Source organism: Sulfitobacter noctilucicola (assembly GCF_000622385.1).
In the GTDB taxonomy this organism is placed as follows: Bacteria; Pseudomonadota; Alphaproteobacteria; order Rhodobacterales; family Rhodobacteraceae; genus Sulfitobacter; species Sulfitobacter noctilucicola.
Window position 1 is genome coordinate 1,409,443 of record NZ_JASD01000008.1, and the last position, 14,912, is coordinate 1,424,354.

The window sequence follows — 14,912 nt, forward strand, 5'->3', positions numbered from 1 at the left end:
CAGTGGTGGCCAGCGGCATACCAAAGGTCAGATCATGGGAGAATCAGCTTAGCTGATGCCGAAGGAGCAACCGCCCCGGAAACTCTCAGGCCCAAGGACCGTGATCTTGTGACACGACACTCTGGAGAGTGATGCGACAGGCATCCGCCGAAGGGATAACGATCTCAGGCGAAAGGACAGAGGGGGCATCGGAAACCGTAATGGGACGGTTTTCTGGTGCCGGTGCGACTTGCATCCGGTTTGGGGAGCGACCGCGATGGATGATCTGTTACAGACACCACTTTATGAATTACACGTTGGGCTCGGGGCCAAAATGGTACCCTTTGCCGGCTACTCCATGCCGGTGCAATATCCGCTCGGCGTGATGAAAGAACATCTTCATTGCCGCGGCCAAGCTGGATTGTTTGACGTAAGCCACATGGGGCAGGTCGTCCTATCGGGACCAAGCTGGGAAGACGTCGCGACGTCCTTTGAAACGCTGGTGCCAATGGATGTTCTTGGGCTGGAAGACGGGCGGCAGCGGTACGGCTTTTTCACCAACGATGCCGGTGGAATCGAGGACGACCTGATGTTTGCGCGACGCGGTGCGGACCTGTTTGTGGTTGTGAATGCGGCCTGCAAGGAAGCTGACGTTGGCCGGATGCGCGCGGGATTGCCCTCCGCGGTGACAGTGACGGAGCTGAAGGACCGTGCGCTTATCGCGCTTCAGGGACCGAAGGCGGCTGACGTCATCTCTGCGCTGGATCCCAAGGCCGAGGCGATTCGCTTTATGGATCTGGCGGATCTTACTTTGAACGGTACCCCCGTCTGGGCATCACGGTCGGGCTACACCGGCGAAGACGGGTTCGAGATTTCTGTGCCGCAGGAAAATGCGGAAAGCCTCGTGAAAGCGCTGCTGGAGCATGAAGCGGTCGAGCCGATTGGATTGGGCGCACGGGATTCGCTTCGTCTGGAAGCGGGGTTGTGCCTTTATGGCCATGACATCGATGCAACCACCAGTCCTGTAGAAGCCGCGTTGAACTGGGCCATTCAGAAGGTACGTCGCACTGGTGGCGAGCGCGAAGGTGGTTTTCCGGGGGCGGATACGATCCTTGGACACCTGAGCGATGGCGTGTCGCGCAAGCGTGTCGGGCTGCGTCCCGAAGGGCGCGCCCCCATGCGCGAGGGCGTGCCCCTTTTTGACGCCGCCACGGGCGGGCGTTGTATCGGGGAAGTCACCTCGGGTGGATTTGGGCCAAGTGTTCAGGCACCTGTGGCCATGGGCTTTGTCCAAACTGACTACGCAGCAACCGGAACCATGATCTGGGGCGAGGTACGGGGAAAAAGGTTGCCTCTGAGCGTTGCCAAGCTCCCGTTCATCGCGGCAAACTTTAAAAGATAAACCAACGGGGAAACACCAAGATGAAATTTACTGAAGAGCACGAATGGCTGCGCGAGGAAGACGGCGAAATGGTTGTGGGCATCACGATCCATGCGGCCGAGCAGCTGGGTGATGTCGTATTCGTGGAATTGCCTGAAGAAGGCACAGTCGTCAGCAAAGATGACGAAGTGGTCGTGATCGAAAGTGTGAAAGCCGCGTCCGATATTCTGGCTCCGGTGGATGGCGAGATCACGGAAGTGAATTCAACGCTGACAGACAATCCAGGCATGGTGAATGATGATCCGCAAGGCGAGGCGTGGTTCTTCAAGATGAAGGTGAGCGATCCGAGCCAGATGGACGAGTTCATGACCGAAGCGGCATACCAGAAATTCATCGGGTAGCCTGCGCGGCAGCTGCGGGATTGACTTTGTCGGCCAAGTGAAGCGGGGCCCGTGCATTCAATGTGCGGGTCGGTTCAAGATGTGATGCGGGGGCCGGTACGTACCGGTGCCAACGAAAAGGATGATGCAATGACCTTCAAACCAACAGAATATTTGCCATACGATTTCGCAAACAGGCGCCACATCGGGCCGTCGCCTTCCGAAATGTCCGATATGCTGGGCGTTGTCGGTGCCAAGTCTCTGGCGGCATTGATTGACGATACCCTGCCCGCGGGCATTCGCATGGAGGGCTCTCTTGATTTCGGCCGCGCGATGAGCGAGCGCGAAGTGCTTGAACACATGCGCAAGACAGCGTCGAAAAACAAGGTTCTGACGTCGTTGATCGGACAGGGGTATCACGGGACGGTTACGCCGCCCGCGATCCAGCGTAATATCCTTGAAAATCCCGCATGGTACACCGCCTACACGCCTTATCAGCCTGAAATTTCGCAAGGACGCCTTGAGGCTCTGCTGAATTTCCAGACGATGATTTCCGATCTGACCGGTCTCGAGGTTGCGAACGCGTCCTTGCTGGATGAAGCGACAGCCTGTGCCGAGGCGATGACCATGGCGCAGCGGGTATCAAAATCGAAGATGATGGCATTCTTTGTGGATCAGGACTGCCATCCGCAGAACATTGCCGTCATGAAAACCCGCGCCGAGCCGCTTGGGATCGAGGTGATTGTCGGCGATCCTAAAGATATGAATGCTGAGGAGGTGTTCGGTGCAATTTTCCAGTATCCCGGCACCTATGGTCATGTCCGTGATTTCACGGATGCCATTGCGGCCCTGCATGCCCACAAAGGGATCGGTATTATATCGGCGGACCCGTTGTCACTGACGTTGTTGAAAGAACCCGGTGAGATGGGCGCGGACATTGCTGTCGGTACTACACAACGCTTTGGTGTGCCCGAAGGATATGGCGGCCCGCATGCGGCATACATGGCGTGCAAGGATGCCTACAAACGCTCGATGCCAGGGCGGATCGTTGGTGTATCTATCGACGCGCATGGCAACCGCGCCTACCGGCTGTCCCTGCAAACCCGCGAACAGCATATCCGGCGCGAGAAGGCGACATCGAACGTCTGTACCGCGCAAGCCCTGTTGGCGGTGATGGCGTCAATGTATGCGGTATTCCACGGTCCCGAAGGGTTGAAAGCGATTGCGCAGCGCATCCACCGCAAGACTGCGCGTCTGGCCGAAGGGCTGAAAATGGCGGGCTTTGAAATCCGCCCTGCTACCTATTTCGATACGATCACCGTCGAGGTCGGGCCGCTGCAATCGGCGGTTCTCAAATCCGCAGTTGATGAGGGGATCAACCTGCGCGCGGTAGGAGAGACCCGGATCGGGATCACGCTGGATGAACGCACCAAGCCCGCGACCATCGAAGCGGTCTGGCGTGCCTTTGGTATCGACAAGGAAGACAAGGATTACACGCCGCACTACCACATGCCGGAAAAGCTGGTGCGGACGACCACATATCTGACTCACCCGATCTTTCACATGAACCGCGCAGAGACGGAAATGATGCGCTATATGCGGCGTCTGGCGGACCGCGATCTGGCGCTGGACCGCGCCATGATCCCGCTTGGATCGTGCACGATGAAGCTGAATTCGGCGGCCGAGATGATGCCGGTCAGCTGGCGCGAGTTTTCCCAGATGCATCCCTTTGTCCCTGCGGATCAGGCATTGGGATACAAGGAACTGATCGATGATTTGTCTTCCAAGCTGTGTGATATTACCGGCTACGATGCGATTTCAATGCAGCCCAACTCCGGCGCGCAGGGCGAATACGCAGGTCTGTTGAGCATTGCGGGGTATCACCGCGCAAATGGCGACGATCAGCGTAAAGTTTGCCTTATTCCGATGAGCGCCCATGGCACCAATCCCGCTAGCGCGCAGATGGTCGGCTGGAAGGTCGTTGTGGTGAAATCTGCCGAAAACGGTGATATCGACCTTGAGGATTTTCGCGCGAAAGCCGAAGCCGCAGGCGATGCATTGGCGGGCTGCATGATCACGTACCCTTCGACGCACGGTGTGTTTGAGGAAACAGTGATCGAAGTCACCAAAATCACCCACGCGCACGGCGGGCAGGTCTATATCGACGGTGCCAACATGAACGCGATGGTCGGGCTGAGCCGCCCCGGCGATCTGGGCGGTGATGTGAGCCACCTGAACCTTCACAAGACGTTCTGCATTCCGCATGGTGGCGGTGGCCCCGGTATGGGGCCAATCGGTGTCAAAGAGCATCTGATCCCGCATTTGCCCGGCGATCCCAATGCTGGTGGTGCAGCGGTCAGCGCGGCTCCGTTCGGCTCGCCGTCCTTGTTGCCGATCTCATGGGCCTATTGCCTGATGATGGGCGGTGAGGGGCTGACGCAGGCCACCCGCGTCGCCATCCTGAACGCGAACTACATCGCCAAGCGGTTGGAGGGGGCGTTTGACGTTCTTTACAAAGGACCGACAGGGCGAATTGCGCATGAGTGCATTCTTGACGTGCGTCCGTTCGAGGAAAGTGCCGGTGTTACGGTGGATGACATCGCAAAGCGGTTGATCGATTGCGGATTTCACGCGCCGACGATGTCTTGGCCCGTGGCGGGCACCTTAATGGTCGAACCTACAGAAAGCGAGACAAAGGCCGAGCTGGACCGGTTCTGTGATGCGATGCTGGCCATCCGTGACGAGATCAGGGAAATCGAGAATGGTGATATGCCGCGCGAGAATAACCCGCTCAAGAATGCGCCGCATACGGTTGAAGATCTGGTTCTGGAATGGGGCGAGCGGCCCTATTCGCGTGAGCAAGGCTGTTTTCCGCCCGGTGCCTACCGGATCGACAAATACTGGCCACCCGTGAACCGTGTGGACAACGTTCACGGGGATCGCAACCTGATCTGCACTTGTCCGCCTCTCAGCGACTACGCGGAAGCGGCAGAATAACACGGCAAAGGGGTGGGCAAGTTGCCCACCTTGTTCGCTTCCACCACTGGATCGTGCGGGCTATTATTCGGACGGGTACTCAAGCAGGAAATCGAACACCTTTTTGAGGCGGTTCCATGTGGTCCGGTCGGGCGCAACCAGCAGATACCCGCTTTGACGTGCTGCGGTGTACGGTCCGCCATCCAGCATTTCCACATGAGCACCTGCGCGTTCGCAGATCAGCGCACCTGCCGCATGGTCCCAAGGATGCAGACTTTCGGTGATCGAGAAGTCCACATAGCCTTGCGCGATCATTCGGTACTGGTGCGCGGAACAGCGCAATGGATGAGTATGCGCAAAGGTCGGCAATGTTGTCGCGAGTTTGGTTTTCGCCTCTCCCTTAAACAGCCCGAGAGGGATATAGCCGTTCAAGGCTTCCAGCGGCTTGCCCATGCTCGCCCTCAAAGGTTTTGAAGTGCCGCCCGCACGCTCAAGCAAAGGGGGGCCTTCATTCGAGCTAATGGCCCAATCATCCGCAACAGGATCATAGATCACGCCGAAAACAGGGCGGCCAAACTGGGTGACCGCAAGGATGACGCCGAAAACTGCCAGATTATGCGCAAAGTTCCATGTGCCGTCGATAGGATCGATGATGAAAGCCAGTGGCGCGTCTGCAATCTTGCCCAGAAGGTCAGGGGCATCGGCCACCGCTTCTTCTCCGACCACCAAGGCATGCGGAAAGGCGATCTGCAATGCGCGGGTCATCATTGCCTCTGCTGCCGAATCCGCCACGGTGACGAGATCATCAGGGCGCGATTTGCTGGCAATGTCTGACGCGGATAATCCGCGAAAGCGTGGCATGATCTCGGCTTTGGCAGCACGACGAATAATATTCACGATATGCTGTTGCTGCGCGTGGCTGACCGGATTTGGCAATGTGGCGGGCAGGTTTTCTGTCATTAGGGCGTTCCTTGCTATTCGCGGGCGCGCAGCACTTGGGCGGGCCGGGCGTTCAGAGACTTAAGCGCAAAACCCAAGCCTGCCAAGACGGTTGCGGCAACGCCACCTGCAATGATCAGAACCGCAGAGCGCCAGATGAGGGTAAAATCGGTTTCCATGACGAATGTGCTGACAGCCCAACCAGCCAAAGCACCGGCAAACAGCGCCACAGTCCCTGCGAACAGGCCAAGCAGTGCCGCGCGGAGGATGAAGCTCAGGGCGATCTGGGCGCGTGATGCGCCGAGTGTCTTGAGAACGGCAGCCTCGAAGGTGCGTGCGTCCGAGCCGGCAGCCGCAGCGCCGATCAGCACAATAAAGCCCGTCAGAAGCGTGGCGAGCGCGCCATAAGATGTTGCGGCAGCAAGACTGGACAGGACAGACGATACGCGGTCGATGGCATCGCGCACGCGGATCGCTGTGATGTTGGGATAGGCGCTTGCCAGATCGCGCAGGATTGCGGCTTCCGCCTCTTCTTGGGCATAGACCGTCGAGATGAAGGTATGCGGCGCGTTCTCAAGCGCGCTGGGGTTCATCGCGAGAATGAAGCCGATGCCCGCGTTCGAAAAGTCCACCTCGCGGAAAGATGTGATGGTGCCTGTAATGTCACGACCCAAAATGTTGACGGTCAATGTATCGCCAAGCATCACACCCATCTCGGCAGCTTCTTCCGCCGCGAAACTGATCAGGGGCGGGCCGGTATAATCCTTAGCCCACCACTCGCCTGCGGTAATATTCGTGGTCTCGTCCGGTTGTGCGGCATAGGTCACGCCCCTATCGCCCTGTAAAACCCAGTGGTCCCCCGCGACCTGCGCTGCGGGTTGACCGTTGATTTGTGTAATAACGCCGCGCAGCATTGGAGCACTGTCAACGCGGCTCACGGCGGGGTCATTTGCAAGCCGTTCGGAATAGCCTTCCATCTGGTCTTTCTGGATGTCGACGAAAAAGTACGAGGGCGCGACGTCGGGCAGGTTGCCAGTTATGGCATTGCGCAGGTTACCGTCAATCTGTCCGACCGCGGCCAGTACCGTCAGGCCCAGACCAAGGGACAGGACAACAGCGCCAGCACCTTCTCCGGTGCCGGATATGGCTGCAAGCGACCAGCGCAGACGGGGGCGTCCCCGAACAATACGGGCGCTACGTCGGGCAATCCACCGCAACAGCAATGCAGCGAGCGAGAGAATAAAAAGTGCACCGGCTATCCCTCCAAGTGTCCAGAGCGTCAGCCACCACGAGCCGTTGAACCAACCTGCAAGTCCGAGCAACGCGATGGTTAGCCCCGCAATGACAATCAGATAGCGCAATGCAGGCAGTTGTCTGGCACCTGACCAAGCATCGCGAAAGAGCGTAGCGGCGCGCACATCTTCGCTGCGGGCCAGTGGCCAAAGTGTAAAGATCAGGGCCGTGAGCAGACCATAAAGTGCGGCTTCGATCAGAGGCATCGGATAGAGAGCGAATGTCGCAGGCACGGGCAAGCGCGCCTCAATAATCGGAGAGAGCAGTAGCGGTATGAACGCGCCAAGAAGCAGACCGATGGCCACGCCGAGTAGAGACAACGCACCGATCTGTAAAAAATACGTCTGAAAAATGGTGGCCCGGTCCGCCCCCAAAGCGCGCAAAGTGGCAATGACCTCGGTCTTTCCATTCAAGTATGCACGCACGGCAGCAGAGACACCGACCCCGCCAACAGCCAGACCCGAAAGGCCGACAAGGATGAGAAATGCCGTTAACCGTTCCACGAAGCGCGAAACGCCGGGCGCGCCGTTTCGTGCATCGGTCCAGCGCATACCAGCGTTCTCGAACGCTTCTTTGGCGTTTGCCTCTAATGCTTCCAGATCCGTAGCGGATGGCAGATCAAGGCGGTACTTGCTGTTGAACAGGGTACCCGGCGCGAGAAGTCCCGAACCGTCTAGCGCATCGGTATAGACCAACGTGCGGGGTCCAAGGGCAAAACCGCTCGCTGCTGAATCCGGCTCGCGCTTCAGAAGCGCCGAAAGCCTGAATGTCTTCTCTCCCAAAATAAAGGTATCGCCCTGCACCAAACCAAGCCTGTCCGAAAGCGCTTGTTCCATTACGGCACCGGGAATGCCGTCCACCGTAGCCAGAGCCTGCGGTAACGGGATATCCGGCGAGAGAACCACAGAGCCAACAAGAGGATAGGCATCGTCGACTCCTTTGATTTGGGTAAGGGCACGGTCATCTCCCACAACGGCCATGGACCGGAATTCAACAATTCCTGACAGGGCATCTGCTTTGGCTGACATCCACTCAAGCTCACGCTCGGTCGCAAATCTGTAGGTGAAATCAAGTTCCGCAGTGCCGCCCAGAAGGGCCGCTCCTTCGCGGCTGAGGCCCGCGTCAATGGCGGAGCGAACAGAGCCAACCGCTGCGATTGCCGCGACACCCAAGGCGAGGCAGGCGAGGAAGAGACGGAAACCACGTAAACCGCCCCGCATCTCTCTGCGCGCGAAACGGCTGGCAAGGCGCAGGCTCATACGACCTGACCGTCTGCGAGCGCGATGGACCTGTCACAACGGGCAGCAAGCGAGGGATCATGGGTGACCAGCACAAGCGTGGAGCCGAATTTGTCCCGTAGATCAAAAAGTAAATCCATAATCGCGGCACCATTGGCACTGTCGAGGTTGCCGGTCGGTTCGTCCGCCAACAGGATCGCAGGGCGCGGGGCACAGGCGCGGGCAAGCGCCACACGCTGCTGTTCGCCACCCGACATCTGGGCGGGATAATGGTTGATCCGGTGGCCAAGCCCGACAGTTTCCAGCGCGTCTTCGGCTTTGGCAAAGGCATCCGCATCACCGGCAAGTTCAAGCGGAGTGGCGACATTTTCAAGCGCTGTCATCGTGGGGATCAAGTGAAAGGACTGGAAAACAATGCCCATGCGCCCTCTGCGAAACCGCGCCAGCGCGTCTTCGTTTAAATTGCTCAAGTTCTCGCCCAGTGCCTCCACCGTGCCGCCGGTCGCCTGCTCTAGTCCGCCCATCACCATCAAGAGCGAGGACTTGCCCGATCCGGAAGGGCCGGTCAGGGCGATCGTCTCGCCTTGTTGGACATCAAAAGAAATGCCACGCAAGATATCGACTGGTCCGGCATTGCCTTTGAGCGAAAGCTGCACATCTGAAAGGTGAAAGACTGGATCGGACATGCAGGGACCTTTTTCTGTGGTTCCTTTGGATATGGAGTGGTGTGCATCATGCGCAAGGCATTGATCGGGATTGTTCTGGCTTTGGCTGGCACCGCGCAAGCGGATGAGGTGGTGATTGCCGCGCTGGGCGACAGCCTGACGCAAGGCTACGGTCTGCCTGCGCAGGAGGGGTTTGTTCCGCAGCTGCAGGCTTGGCTGGACGCACAAGGCGCTGATGTGAAACTTATCAATGCGGGCGTTTCTGGTGATACAACTGCGGGTGGTCTGGCCCGTGTGGACTGGACCTTGACGCCTGATGTGGACGCGATGATCGTGGCGTTGGGCGGCAATGATCTGCTGCGGGGGCTGGACCCTGCGCAGGCGCGTAGCAATATTGAGGGGATATTGCAGGCAGCCGACCGCTCTGATGTCGAAGTTCTGCTTGTTGGCATGCAGGCGCCGGGAAACTTCGGTACAGATTACAAGGCGCAGTTTGATGCCATCTATCCTGAATTGTCGCGATCTTATGGAAGCCTCTATTTAGACAGCTTCTTTGCGGGGTTGAGAGAAGAAAACACCGAACTTGATCCCGTCGCATTGCGTCCCTTTTTCCAGAATGACGGTATCCATCCGAACGCGGACGGTGTCGCCAGGATCGTGAAGGGGATTGGGCCGCATGTGTTGCGTTTGATCGAATTGGCAGAAAAATAGCCCGTCCTAATACCGGATGTTTCAGTCAGCCTGCACGCTGGTTGCCTAAAATTTCACGCTTTTGAAATAATTTTACCAGTTGATAAAAAAATCATTCCGTGAGAGCGTTTCGGCATATCCATTCAGCAACAAGGGTAAGCCAGATGGGATCAGACGTATTTCAAGAGGGAGTTGTCGCGGGCCGGCTGGATGGCGAAAGCTACGACGCGCATTTTTCGGACCTGCATCCGCGGCTTGATCCGCACGAGGCGCTGGTCGCCGCCGATCGCTGCTACTTCTGTCATGACGCGCCCTGTATTACGGCCTGCCCCACAGATATCGATATACCGCTTTTTATCCGCCAGATCGCGACAGGCACTCCAGATGCTGCGGCCAAGACGATCCTGACGCAGAACATCATGGGTGGCATGTGCGCCCGTGTGTGCCCGACTGAAACGCTTTGTGAAGAAGCCTGCGTCCGCGAGGCGGCAGAGGGCAAGCCGGTTCTGATCGGTCAGTTGCAGCGTTACGCAACTGATCATTTGCAGGAACAGGGTATCCATCCGTTCACCCGTGCTGCGGCCACTGGTAAAAAGGTGGTCGTGGTGGGGGCGGGGCCTTCGGGACTTTCGTGTGCGCACCGGCTCGCGATGCTGGGGCACGAGGTTGTTGTGATGGACGGGGCGAAAAAGCCCGGTGGATTGAACGAATATGGCATCGCGACTTACAAAACGACCGGTGGCTATGCGCAGGAAGAGGTGGACTGGCTGCTCAAGATCGGCGGGATCACCATGCAATATGAGACGGTACTCGGTGGTGATCTGACGCTGGAAAAGCTGCGCGCCGACTATGACGCTGTGTTTCTGGGTTTGGGCCTTGGGGGCGTCAATGCGCTGGGCACGGCAGGTGAGGATAAGGCCGGCGTGCTGGATGCGGTCGATTTTATCGCGGATCTGCGACAGGCTTCTGATGTGGCCAACGTGCCGATCGGGCGCGATGTGGTTGTGATCGGTGGCGGCATGACGGCGGTGGATGCGGCGGTGCAGGCAAAACTGCTGGGCGCACTGAATGTTACACTGGTCTACCGGCGCGGACGTGACCGCATGAATGCAAGCGTTTTTGAGCAGGATCTGGCCGCCAGCAAGGGTGTAAGGATCGTAACACATGCCGTGCCCGTAACAGTTCACGGAAACGGTTCTGTTCGCGAGATCGAATTTGAATATGTCGATGATGCGATGAAAGGCACAGGCCAAACACTGCGGCTGGCGGCGGATCAGGTATTCAAGGCTATCGGTCAGACGCTTGAAGGAGAGGGGCTGCCAGAGCTTGACGGGCGCAAGATCAAGGTATCGTCGGCAGGCCGCACTTCTTTTGAAGGCGTTTGGGCGGGCGGTGATTGTGCCAGTGGCGGTGATGATCTGACGGTGACTGCTGTGGCCGAAGGGCGCGATGCCGCGATGGATATTCATGGTGTTTTGATGGGGGCGGCGGGGTGAACCTCGTCCTGCGGGAGATAAAAAATGGCTGATCTGACAACCGATTTTCTGGGTATCACATCCCCAAACCCTTTCTGGCTGGCCTCTGCCCCGCCAACGGACAAAGAGTACAACGTGCGCCGCGCTTTCGAAGCCGGTTGGGGTGGCGTGGTCTGGAAGACGCTCGGCTCTGAAGGGCCGCCGGTGGTGAACGTGAACGGCCCGCGTTACGGCGCGATCTATGGTGCGGACAGGCGTCTGCTGGGTCTTAACAATATCGAACTGATTACCGATCGCGACCTTTATACCAACCTTGAAGAGATCAAGCGCGTGAAGGCGGATTACCCGGACCGCGCGATTATCGTCTCCATCATGGTGCCTTGTGAGGAAGAAGCGTGGAAAGCGATCCTGCCCTTGGTGGAAGACACCGGTGCTGACGGAATCGAGCTGAATTTTGGCTGTCCCCACGGGATGTCGGAGCGTGGTATGGGCGCGGCTGTCGGGCAGGTGCCCGAATATATCGAAATGGTCACGCGCTGGTGCAAGCAGTACTATTCAAAACCGGTGATCGTAAAGTTAACGCCAAACATCACGGATATCCGCAAGCCCGCAGGGGCGGCAAAACGTGGCGGTGCGGATGCGGTGAGCCTGATAAATACCATCAACTCCATCACGTCCGTGAACCTAGATACAATGTCGCCTGAGCCGTCGATCGATGGCAAGGGGTCGCATGGTGGCTACTGTGGTCCGGCGGTCAAACCGATTGCAATGTCGATGGTATCCGAGATCGCGCGCGATTCTGAAACGCGGGGGATGCCGATCTCTGGCATTGGTGGGGTCACAACCTGGCGCGATGCGGCCGAATACATCACGTTGGGCTGCGGCAATGTGCAGGTATGTACTGCCGCGATGACCTATGGCTTTAAGATCGTGCAGGAAATGATCTCTGGCTTGTCTGACTGGATGGACCAGAAGGGGCACACCAGCATTGAGGATTTCCGCGGCGCGGCGGTTCCGAATGTCACGGACTGGAACCAGTTGAACCTGAATTACGTGGCCAAAGCGGTCATCAATCAGGATCTGTGTATTTCTTGTGGCCGCTGTTTTGCGGCTTGCGAGGACACGTCGCATCAGGCGATTGCAATGTCCGGGGACAGAACATTCTCGGTGATCGATGAGGAATGTGTGGCGTGTAATCTGTGTGTGAACGTCTGCCCTGTTGAGGATTGCATCACGATGGAGGCAATGACCCCTGGGACTACTGATCCGCGCACGGAAAAGGTTGTCCAGCCGGAGTATGCCAACTGGACAACGCATCCCAACAATCCGTCTGCCACAGCGGCAGAATAAGATCAGGCCACGTCTTCACGGCCTTTCAGAAACGGAGATGTCGGGAGCGGGTCCGGCATCTCGACCTCTGGCAGGTTTGATCCGGGCAGGTCTGTTCTCAACTCGCCTTCTTCATTGGTGTCGTACTGCGGCTCCGAGGGATCAGAGCTTTGTGCGTTGACCACGGAACTTCCTGTCGCGTTCGGTGGTCTGCTCCACTTTCCAGTATCATTCGCCTTTATAAGTGCGACGGTATCCGCTTGATTGCTTCCGCCTGCGCCCGATCCGCTGTTTGACGCGGAGCCATCTGATTTGTTCGACGTCTGCGCAGTCTGCACAGGTGCCAGATCCAATGCGGCGCCAGGATCAATGTGAGGTTGTCCCGTTGGCATCTGGGGTGCCGGGAACGGGTTTGCCAATAATATAGAACTCATGTTTGCTCCGATCATCATGTCAGGAGCCCACCACCCGAGAAGAAAGATGCGGCCCGAAAGTGAATGAAACGTAAAGAGCTTCAGTTTTGTCTGTTCAATCTGATGAAGATGTTTCGAAAGTCAGAAGCCGCGTGAACATCAGGCGCAGGTGCGCTGAGGCGGTTTGATAAGTGTCTCCCGCATCTTCGGTCAAAAGGCTCACCTGCGTTTCAAAGTCTGCATAGTGCTGCGTACTGGCCCAGATGGAAAAGATCAGATGTCGCGGGTCCAGGGGCGGCAACCGCCCTTCTGTCACCCAGTTCGATATGAGCGCACATTTCTCGTCGAAAAGCGGTTTTAGATGCCCTTCGAGCTCCGGCCGCATGCGCGGCGCGCCTTGCAAGATCTCACCCGCAAACAAACGGCTTTCGCGGGGCAACTCTTGTGCCATATCAAGTTTGCGCTGCACGTAAGCGAGGATTTCGCTCACCGGATCCCCTTGCGGGTTCAACTCGACCAACGGATCAAGCCAGCTTTCCATCAACTTGCTCAAAAGCGTGATATGAATGTCTTCCTTGCCCTCAAAGTAATAGAGGATGTTTGGCTTGCTGAGGCCCGCCTCCTGCGCAATTTGGTCAAGGGTAGCCCCGCGATAACCATAGCGCGAAAACACATCGAGTGCGGCTTCAAGAATGAGGCCACGGTTACGCTTTTGTATGCGGCTGGGCTTCTTTGTCGGTGCGTCAGACAAGGGGTACTCCGATGTTGTGCCTGTTTTGAAGGCAGAGGGCCGTGCCCCAGGTCCACTCATAAAACCAGTTCTTGACAGAGACCAGCGTAACCGCAATCGTGGCTTTACCAAATGGTAAAAATTCCCAGACTGCCTAAGGAGCCAGCTTATGCCCGCACCCGGAGAGAACCTTAAGATCAACCCGGATCGCCTTTGGGATAGTCTGATGGAGATGGCCAAGATCGGTCCCGGGGTTGCAGGTGGTAACAACCGCCAGACGCTGACTGATGAAGACGGCGAAGGACGTGCGTTGTTCCAGAAATGGTGCGAAGATGCGGGTTGCTCCATGGGGCTAGACCAGATGGGCAACATGTTCGCGCAACGCGAGGGGGCAGACCCTGACGCATTGCCCGTCTATGTCGGCTCACACCTTGATACCCAACCGACGGGTGGCAAGTACGACGGGGTGCTTGGCGTCTTGAGCGGTCTGGAAATCATCCGCACGATGAACGATCTGGGGATCAAGACCAAACACCCTATTGTCGTGACCAACTTCACCAACGAAGAAGGCACGCGATACGCCCCTGCGATGCTGTCGTCTGGTGTGTTTGCGGGTATCCATACGCAGGACTGGGCCTACGGGCGTGTCGATGCGGAGGGAAAGAGCTTTGGTGATGAGCTCAAGCGTATTGGCTGGCGTGGCGAAGAAGAAGTCGGTGCGCGCAAGATGCATGCATTCTTTGAACTGCACATTGAACAAGGCCCGATCTTGGAAGCTGAAGGCAAAGACATCGGTGTGGTCACACACGGGCAGGGACTGAGCTGGACACAGGTGACTGTGACCGGCAAGGACAGCCATACAGGCTCCACCCCGATGCCCATGCGCAAGAATGCCGGTTTGGGTATGGCGCGTATTCTGGACAAGGTGGACGAGATCGCGTGGAGCCATGCGCCGCACGCGGTCGGTGCCGCGGGGCATATCGACGTTTTCCCGAATTCGCGCAATGTGATCCCCGGCAAGGTAGTCTTTACGGTGGACTTCCGGTCGCCCGATTTGAGCGTGATAGAGGATATGGAAGCGCGATTGCGCGTCGAGGGACAAAAGATCGCCGATGACATGGGGCTCGGTATCGAGTTTGAGAAAGTCGGTGGCTTTGATCCGGTGGCTTTCGACGAGGGCTGTGTAACTGCGGTCCGCTCTGCCGCGGAGCGGTTGGGGTATTCCCATATGAACCTGATCTCCGGCGCGGGGCATGATGCTTGCTGGATCAACCGCGTGGCCCCGACTGCAATGGTAATGTGCCCTTGTGTTGACGGCTTAAGCCACAACGAGGCGGAAGAGATTACAAAAGACTGGGCGATGGCGGGCACGGATGTGCTGCTGCATGCGGTGGTGGAAACAGCGGAGGTCGTGGGGTGAGCGG

General features: G+C 57.7%; 12 protein-coding genes and 2 riboswitches. Of the genes, 7 read left to right on the top strand and 5 right to left on the bottom strand.

What is annotated here, in order from left to right:
- Positions 1–25: 25 nt before the first annotated feature.
- A riboswitch (glycine riboswitch) is annotated at positions 26–111 on the top strand.
- Positions 112–190, top strand: a riboswitch (glycine riboswitch).
- A 66-nt stretch (positions 191–256) separates the two neighbouring features.
- The 3 genes from gcvT (at position 257) to gcvP (ending at position 4,737) form a co-directional block, all read left to right on the top strand.
- Positions 257–1,381 carry a glycine cleavage system aminomethyltransferase GcvT gene (gene gcvT / locus Z946_RS0110655; RefSeq protein WP_025055722.1) on the top strand — a complete coding sequence of 375 codons (1,125 nt, stop codon included), beginning with the start codon at positions 257–259 and terminating at the stop codon, positions 1,379–1,381.
- 20 nt (positions 1,382–1,401) lie between these two features.
- Positions 1,402–1,761, top strand: coding sequence for a glycine cleavage system protein GcvH (gene gcvH / locus Z946_RS0110660; RefSeq protein ID WP_025055723.1), 360 nt, complete (start codon positions 1,402–1,404; stop codon positions 1,759–1,761).
- A gap of 129 nt (positions 1,762–1,890) precedes the next feature.
- Complete coding sequence (gene gcvP / locus Z946_RS0110665; protein WP_025055724.1) at positions 1,891–4,737, top strand: aminomethyl-transferring glycine dehydrogenase; 2,847 nt, start codon at positions 1,891–1,893, stop codon at positions 4,735–4,737.
- A gap of 63 nt (positions 4,738–4,800) precedes the next feature.
- Here the strand turns inward: gcvP and Z946_RS0110670 are convergent, their stop codons facing one another.
- The 3 genes from Z946_RS0110670 to Z946_RS0110680 are packed head-to-tail and all read right to left on the bottom strand — an operon-like array spanning position 4,801 to position 8,872.
- Positions 4,801–5,676: an inositol monophosphatase family protein gene (locus tag Z946_RS0110670; protein ID WP_025055725.1), complete on the bottom strand. Its 876-nt coding sequence runs from the start codon at positions 5,674–5,676 to the stop codon at positions 4,801–4,803.
- Positions 5,677–5,690: 14 nt separating this feature from the next.
- Positions 5,691–8,207 carry an ABC transporter permease gene (locus tag Z946_RS0110675; protein WP_025055726.1) on the bottom strand — a complete coding sequence of 839 codons (2,517 nt, stop codon included), beginning with the start codon at positions 8,205–8,207 and terminating at the stop codon, positions 5,691–5,693.
- Positions 8,204–8,872, bottom strand: a complete 669-nt coding sequence (locus Z946_RS0110680) for an ABC transporter ATP-binding protein (RefSeq protein WP_025055727.1) — start codon at positions 8,870–8,872, stop codon at positions 8,204–8,206. Before Z946_RS0110680 ends, Z946_RS0110675 begins: the two co-directional genes overlap by 4 nt.
- Positions 8,873–8,920: 48 nt before the next feature.
- On the opposite strand from Z946_RS0110680, the gene Z946_RS0110685 reads away from it, so the two are divergent.
- The 3 genes from Z946_RS0110685 (at position 8,921) to preA (ending at position 12,366) form a co-directional block, all read left to right on the top strand.
- Positions 8,921–9,562 (top strand): arylesterase, encoded by a 642-nt coding sequence (locus tag Z946_RS0110685; RefSeq protein ID WP_025055728.1) that lies wholly within the window; start codon positions 8,921–8,923, stop codon positions 9,560–9,562.
- A gap of 143 nt (positions 9,563–9,705) precedes the next feature.
- The gene (locus Z946_RS0110690; protein ID WP_025055729.1) at positions 9,706–11,037 is read left to right on the top strand and encodes an NAD(P)-dependent oxidoreductase; all 1,332 of its coding nucleotides are present in this window, start codon (positions 9,706–9,708) and stop codon (positions 11,035–11,037) included.
- A 24-nt stretch (positions 11,038–11,061) separates the two neighbouring features.
- The gene (gene preA, locus Z946_RS0110695; protein ID WP_025055730.1) at positions 11,062–12,366 is read left to right on the top strand and encodes an NAD-dependent dihydropyrimidine dehydrogenase subunit PreA; all 1,305 of its coding nucleotides are present in this window, start codon (positions 11,062–11,064) and stop codon (positions 12,364–12,366) included.
- Between the two features lie 2 nt (positions 12,367–12,368).
- Here the strand turns inward: preA and Z946_RS0110700 are convergent, their stop codons facing one another.
- Both Z946_RS0110700 and Z946_RS0110705 read right to left on the bottom strand, forming a co-directional pair.
- Complete coding sequence (locus tag Z946_RS0110700) at positions 12,369–12,779, bottom strand: hypothetical protein (RefSeq protein ID WP_152540572.1); 411 nt, start codon at positions 12,777–12,779, stop codon at positions 12,369–12,371.
- Positions 12,780–12,873: 94 nt separating this feature from the next.
- Positions 12,874–13,569, bottom strand: coding sequence for a TetR family transcriptional regulator C-terminal domain-containing protein (locus Z946_RS0110705; protein ID WP_081780813.1), 696 nt, complete (start codon positions 13,567–13,569; stop codon positions 12,874–12,876).
- 88 nt (positions 13,570–13,657) lie between these two features.
- Here Z946_RS0110705 and Z946_RS0110710 point away from each other — a divergent pair, with 88 nt between their 5' ends.
- Positions 13,658–14,908, top strand: a complete 1,251-nt coding sequence (locus tag Z946_RS0110710) for a Zn-dependent hydrolase (protein WP_025055733.1) — start codon at positions 13,658–13,660, stop codon at positions 14,906–14,908.
- Positions 14,909–14,912 lie beyond the last annotated feature (4 nt).

Coding starts and splice junctions, on each gene's coding strand:
- gcvT (WP_025055722.1), top strand. CDS start 257: ATGGATGATCTGTTACAGACACCACTTTATGAATTACACGTTGGGCTC.
- gcvH (WP_025055723.1), top strand. CDS start 1,402: ATGAAATTTACTGAAGAGCACGAATGGCTGCGCGAGGAAGACGGCGAA.
- gcvP (WP_025055724.1), top strand. CDS start 1,891: ATGACCTTCAAACCAACAGAATATTTGCCATACGATTTCGCAAACAGG.
- Z946_RS0110670 (WP_025055725.1), bottom strand. CDS start 5,676: ATGACAGAAAACCTGCCCGCCACATTGCCAAATCCGGTCAGCCACGCG.
- Z946_RS0110675 (WP_025055726.1), bottom strand. CDS start 8,207: ATGAGCCTGCGCCTTGCCAGCCGTTTCGCGCGCAGAGAGATGCGGGGC.
- Z946_RS0110680 (WP_025055727.1), bottom strand. CDS start 8,872: ATGTCCGATCCAGTCTTTCACCTTTCAGATGTGCAGCTTTCGCTCAAA.
- Z946_RS0110685 (WP_025055728.1), top strand. CDS start 8,921: ATGCGCAAGGCATTGATCGGGATTGTTCTGGCTTTGGCTGGCACCGCG.
- Z946_RS0110690 (WP_025055729.1), top strand. CDS start 9,706: ATGGGATCAGACGTATTTCAAGAGGGAGTTGTCGCGGGCCGGCTGGAT.
- preA (WP_025055730.1), top strand. CDS start 11,062: ATGGCTGATCTGACAACCGATTTTCTGGGTATCACATCCCCAAACCCT.
- Z946_RS0110700 (WP_152540572.1), bottom strand. CDS start 12,779: ATGAGTTCTATATTATTGGCAAACCCGTTCCCGGCACCCCAGATGCCA.
- Z946_RS0110705 (WP_081780813.1), bottom strand. CDS start 13,569: ATGAGTGGACCTGGGGCACGGCCCTCTGCCTTCAAAACAGGCACAACA.
- Z946_RS0110710 (WP_025055733.1), top strand. CDS start 13,658: ATGCCCGCACCCGGAGAGAACCTTAAGATCAACCCGGATCGCCTTTGG.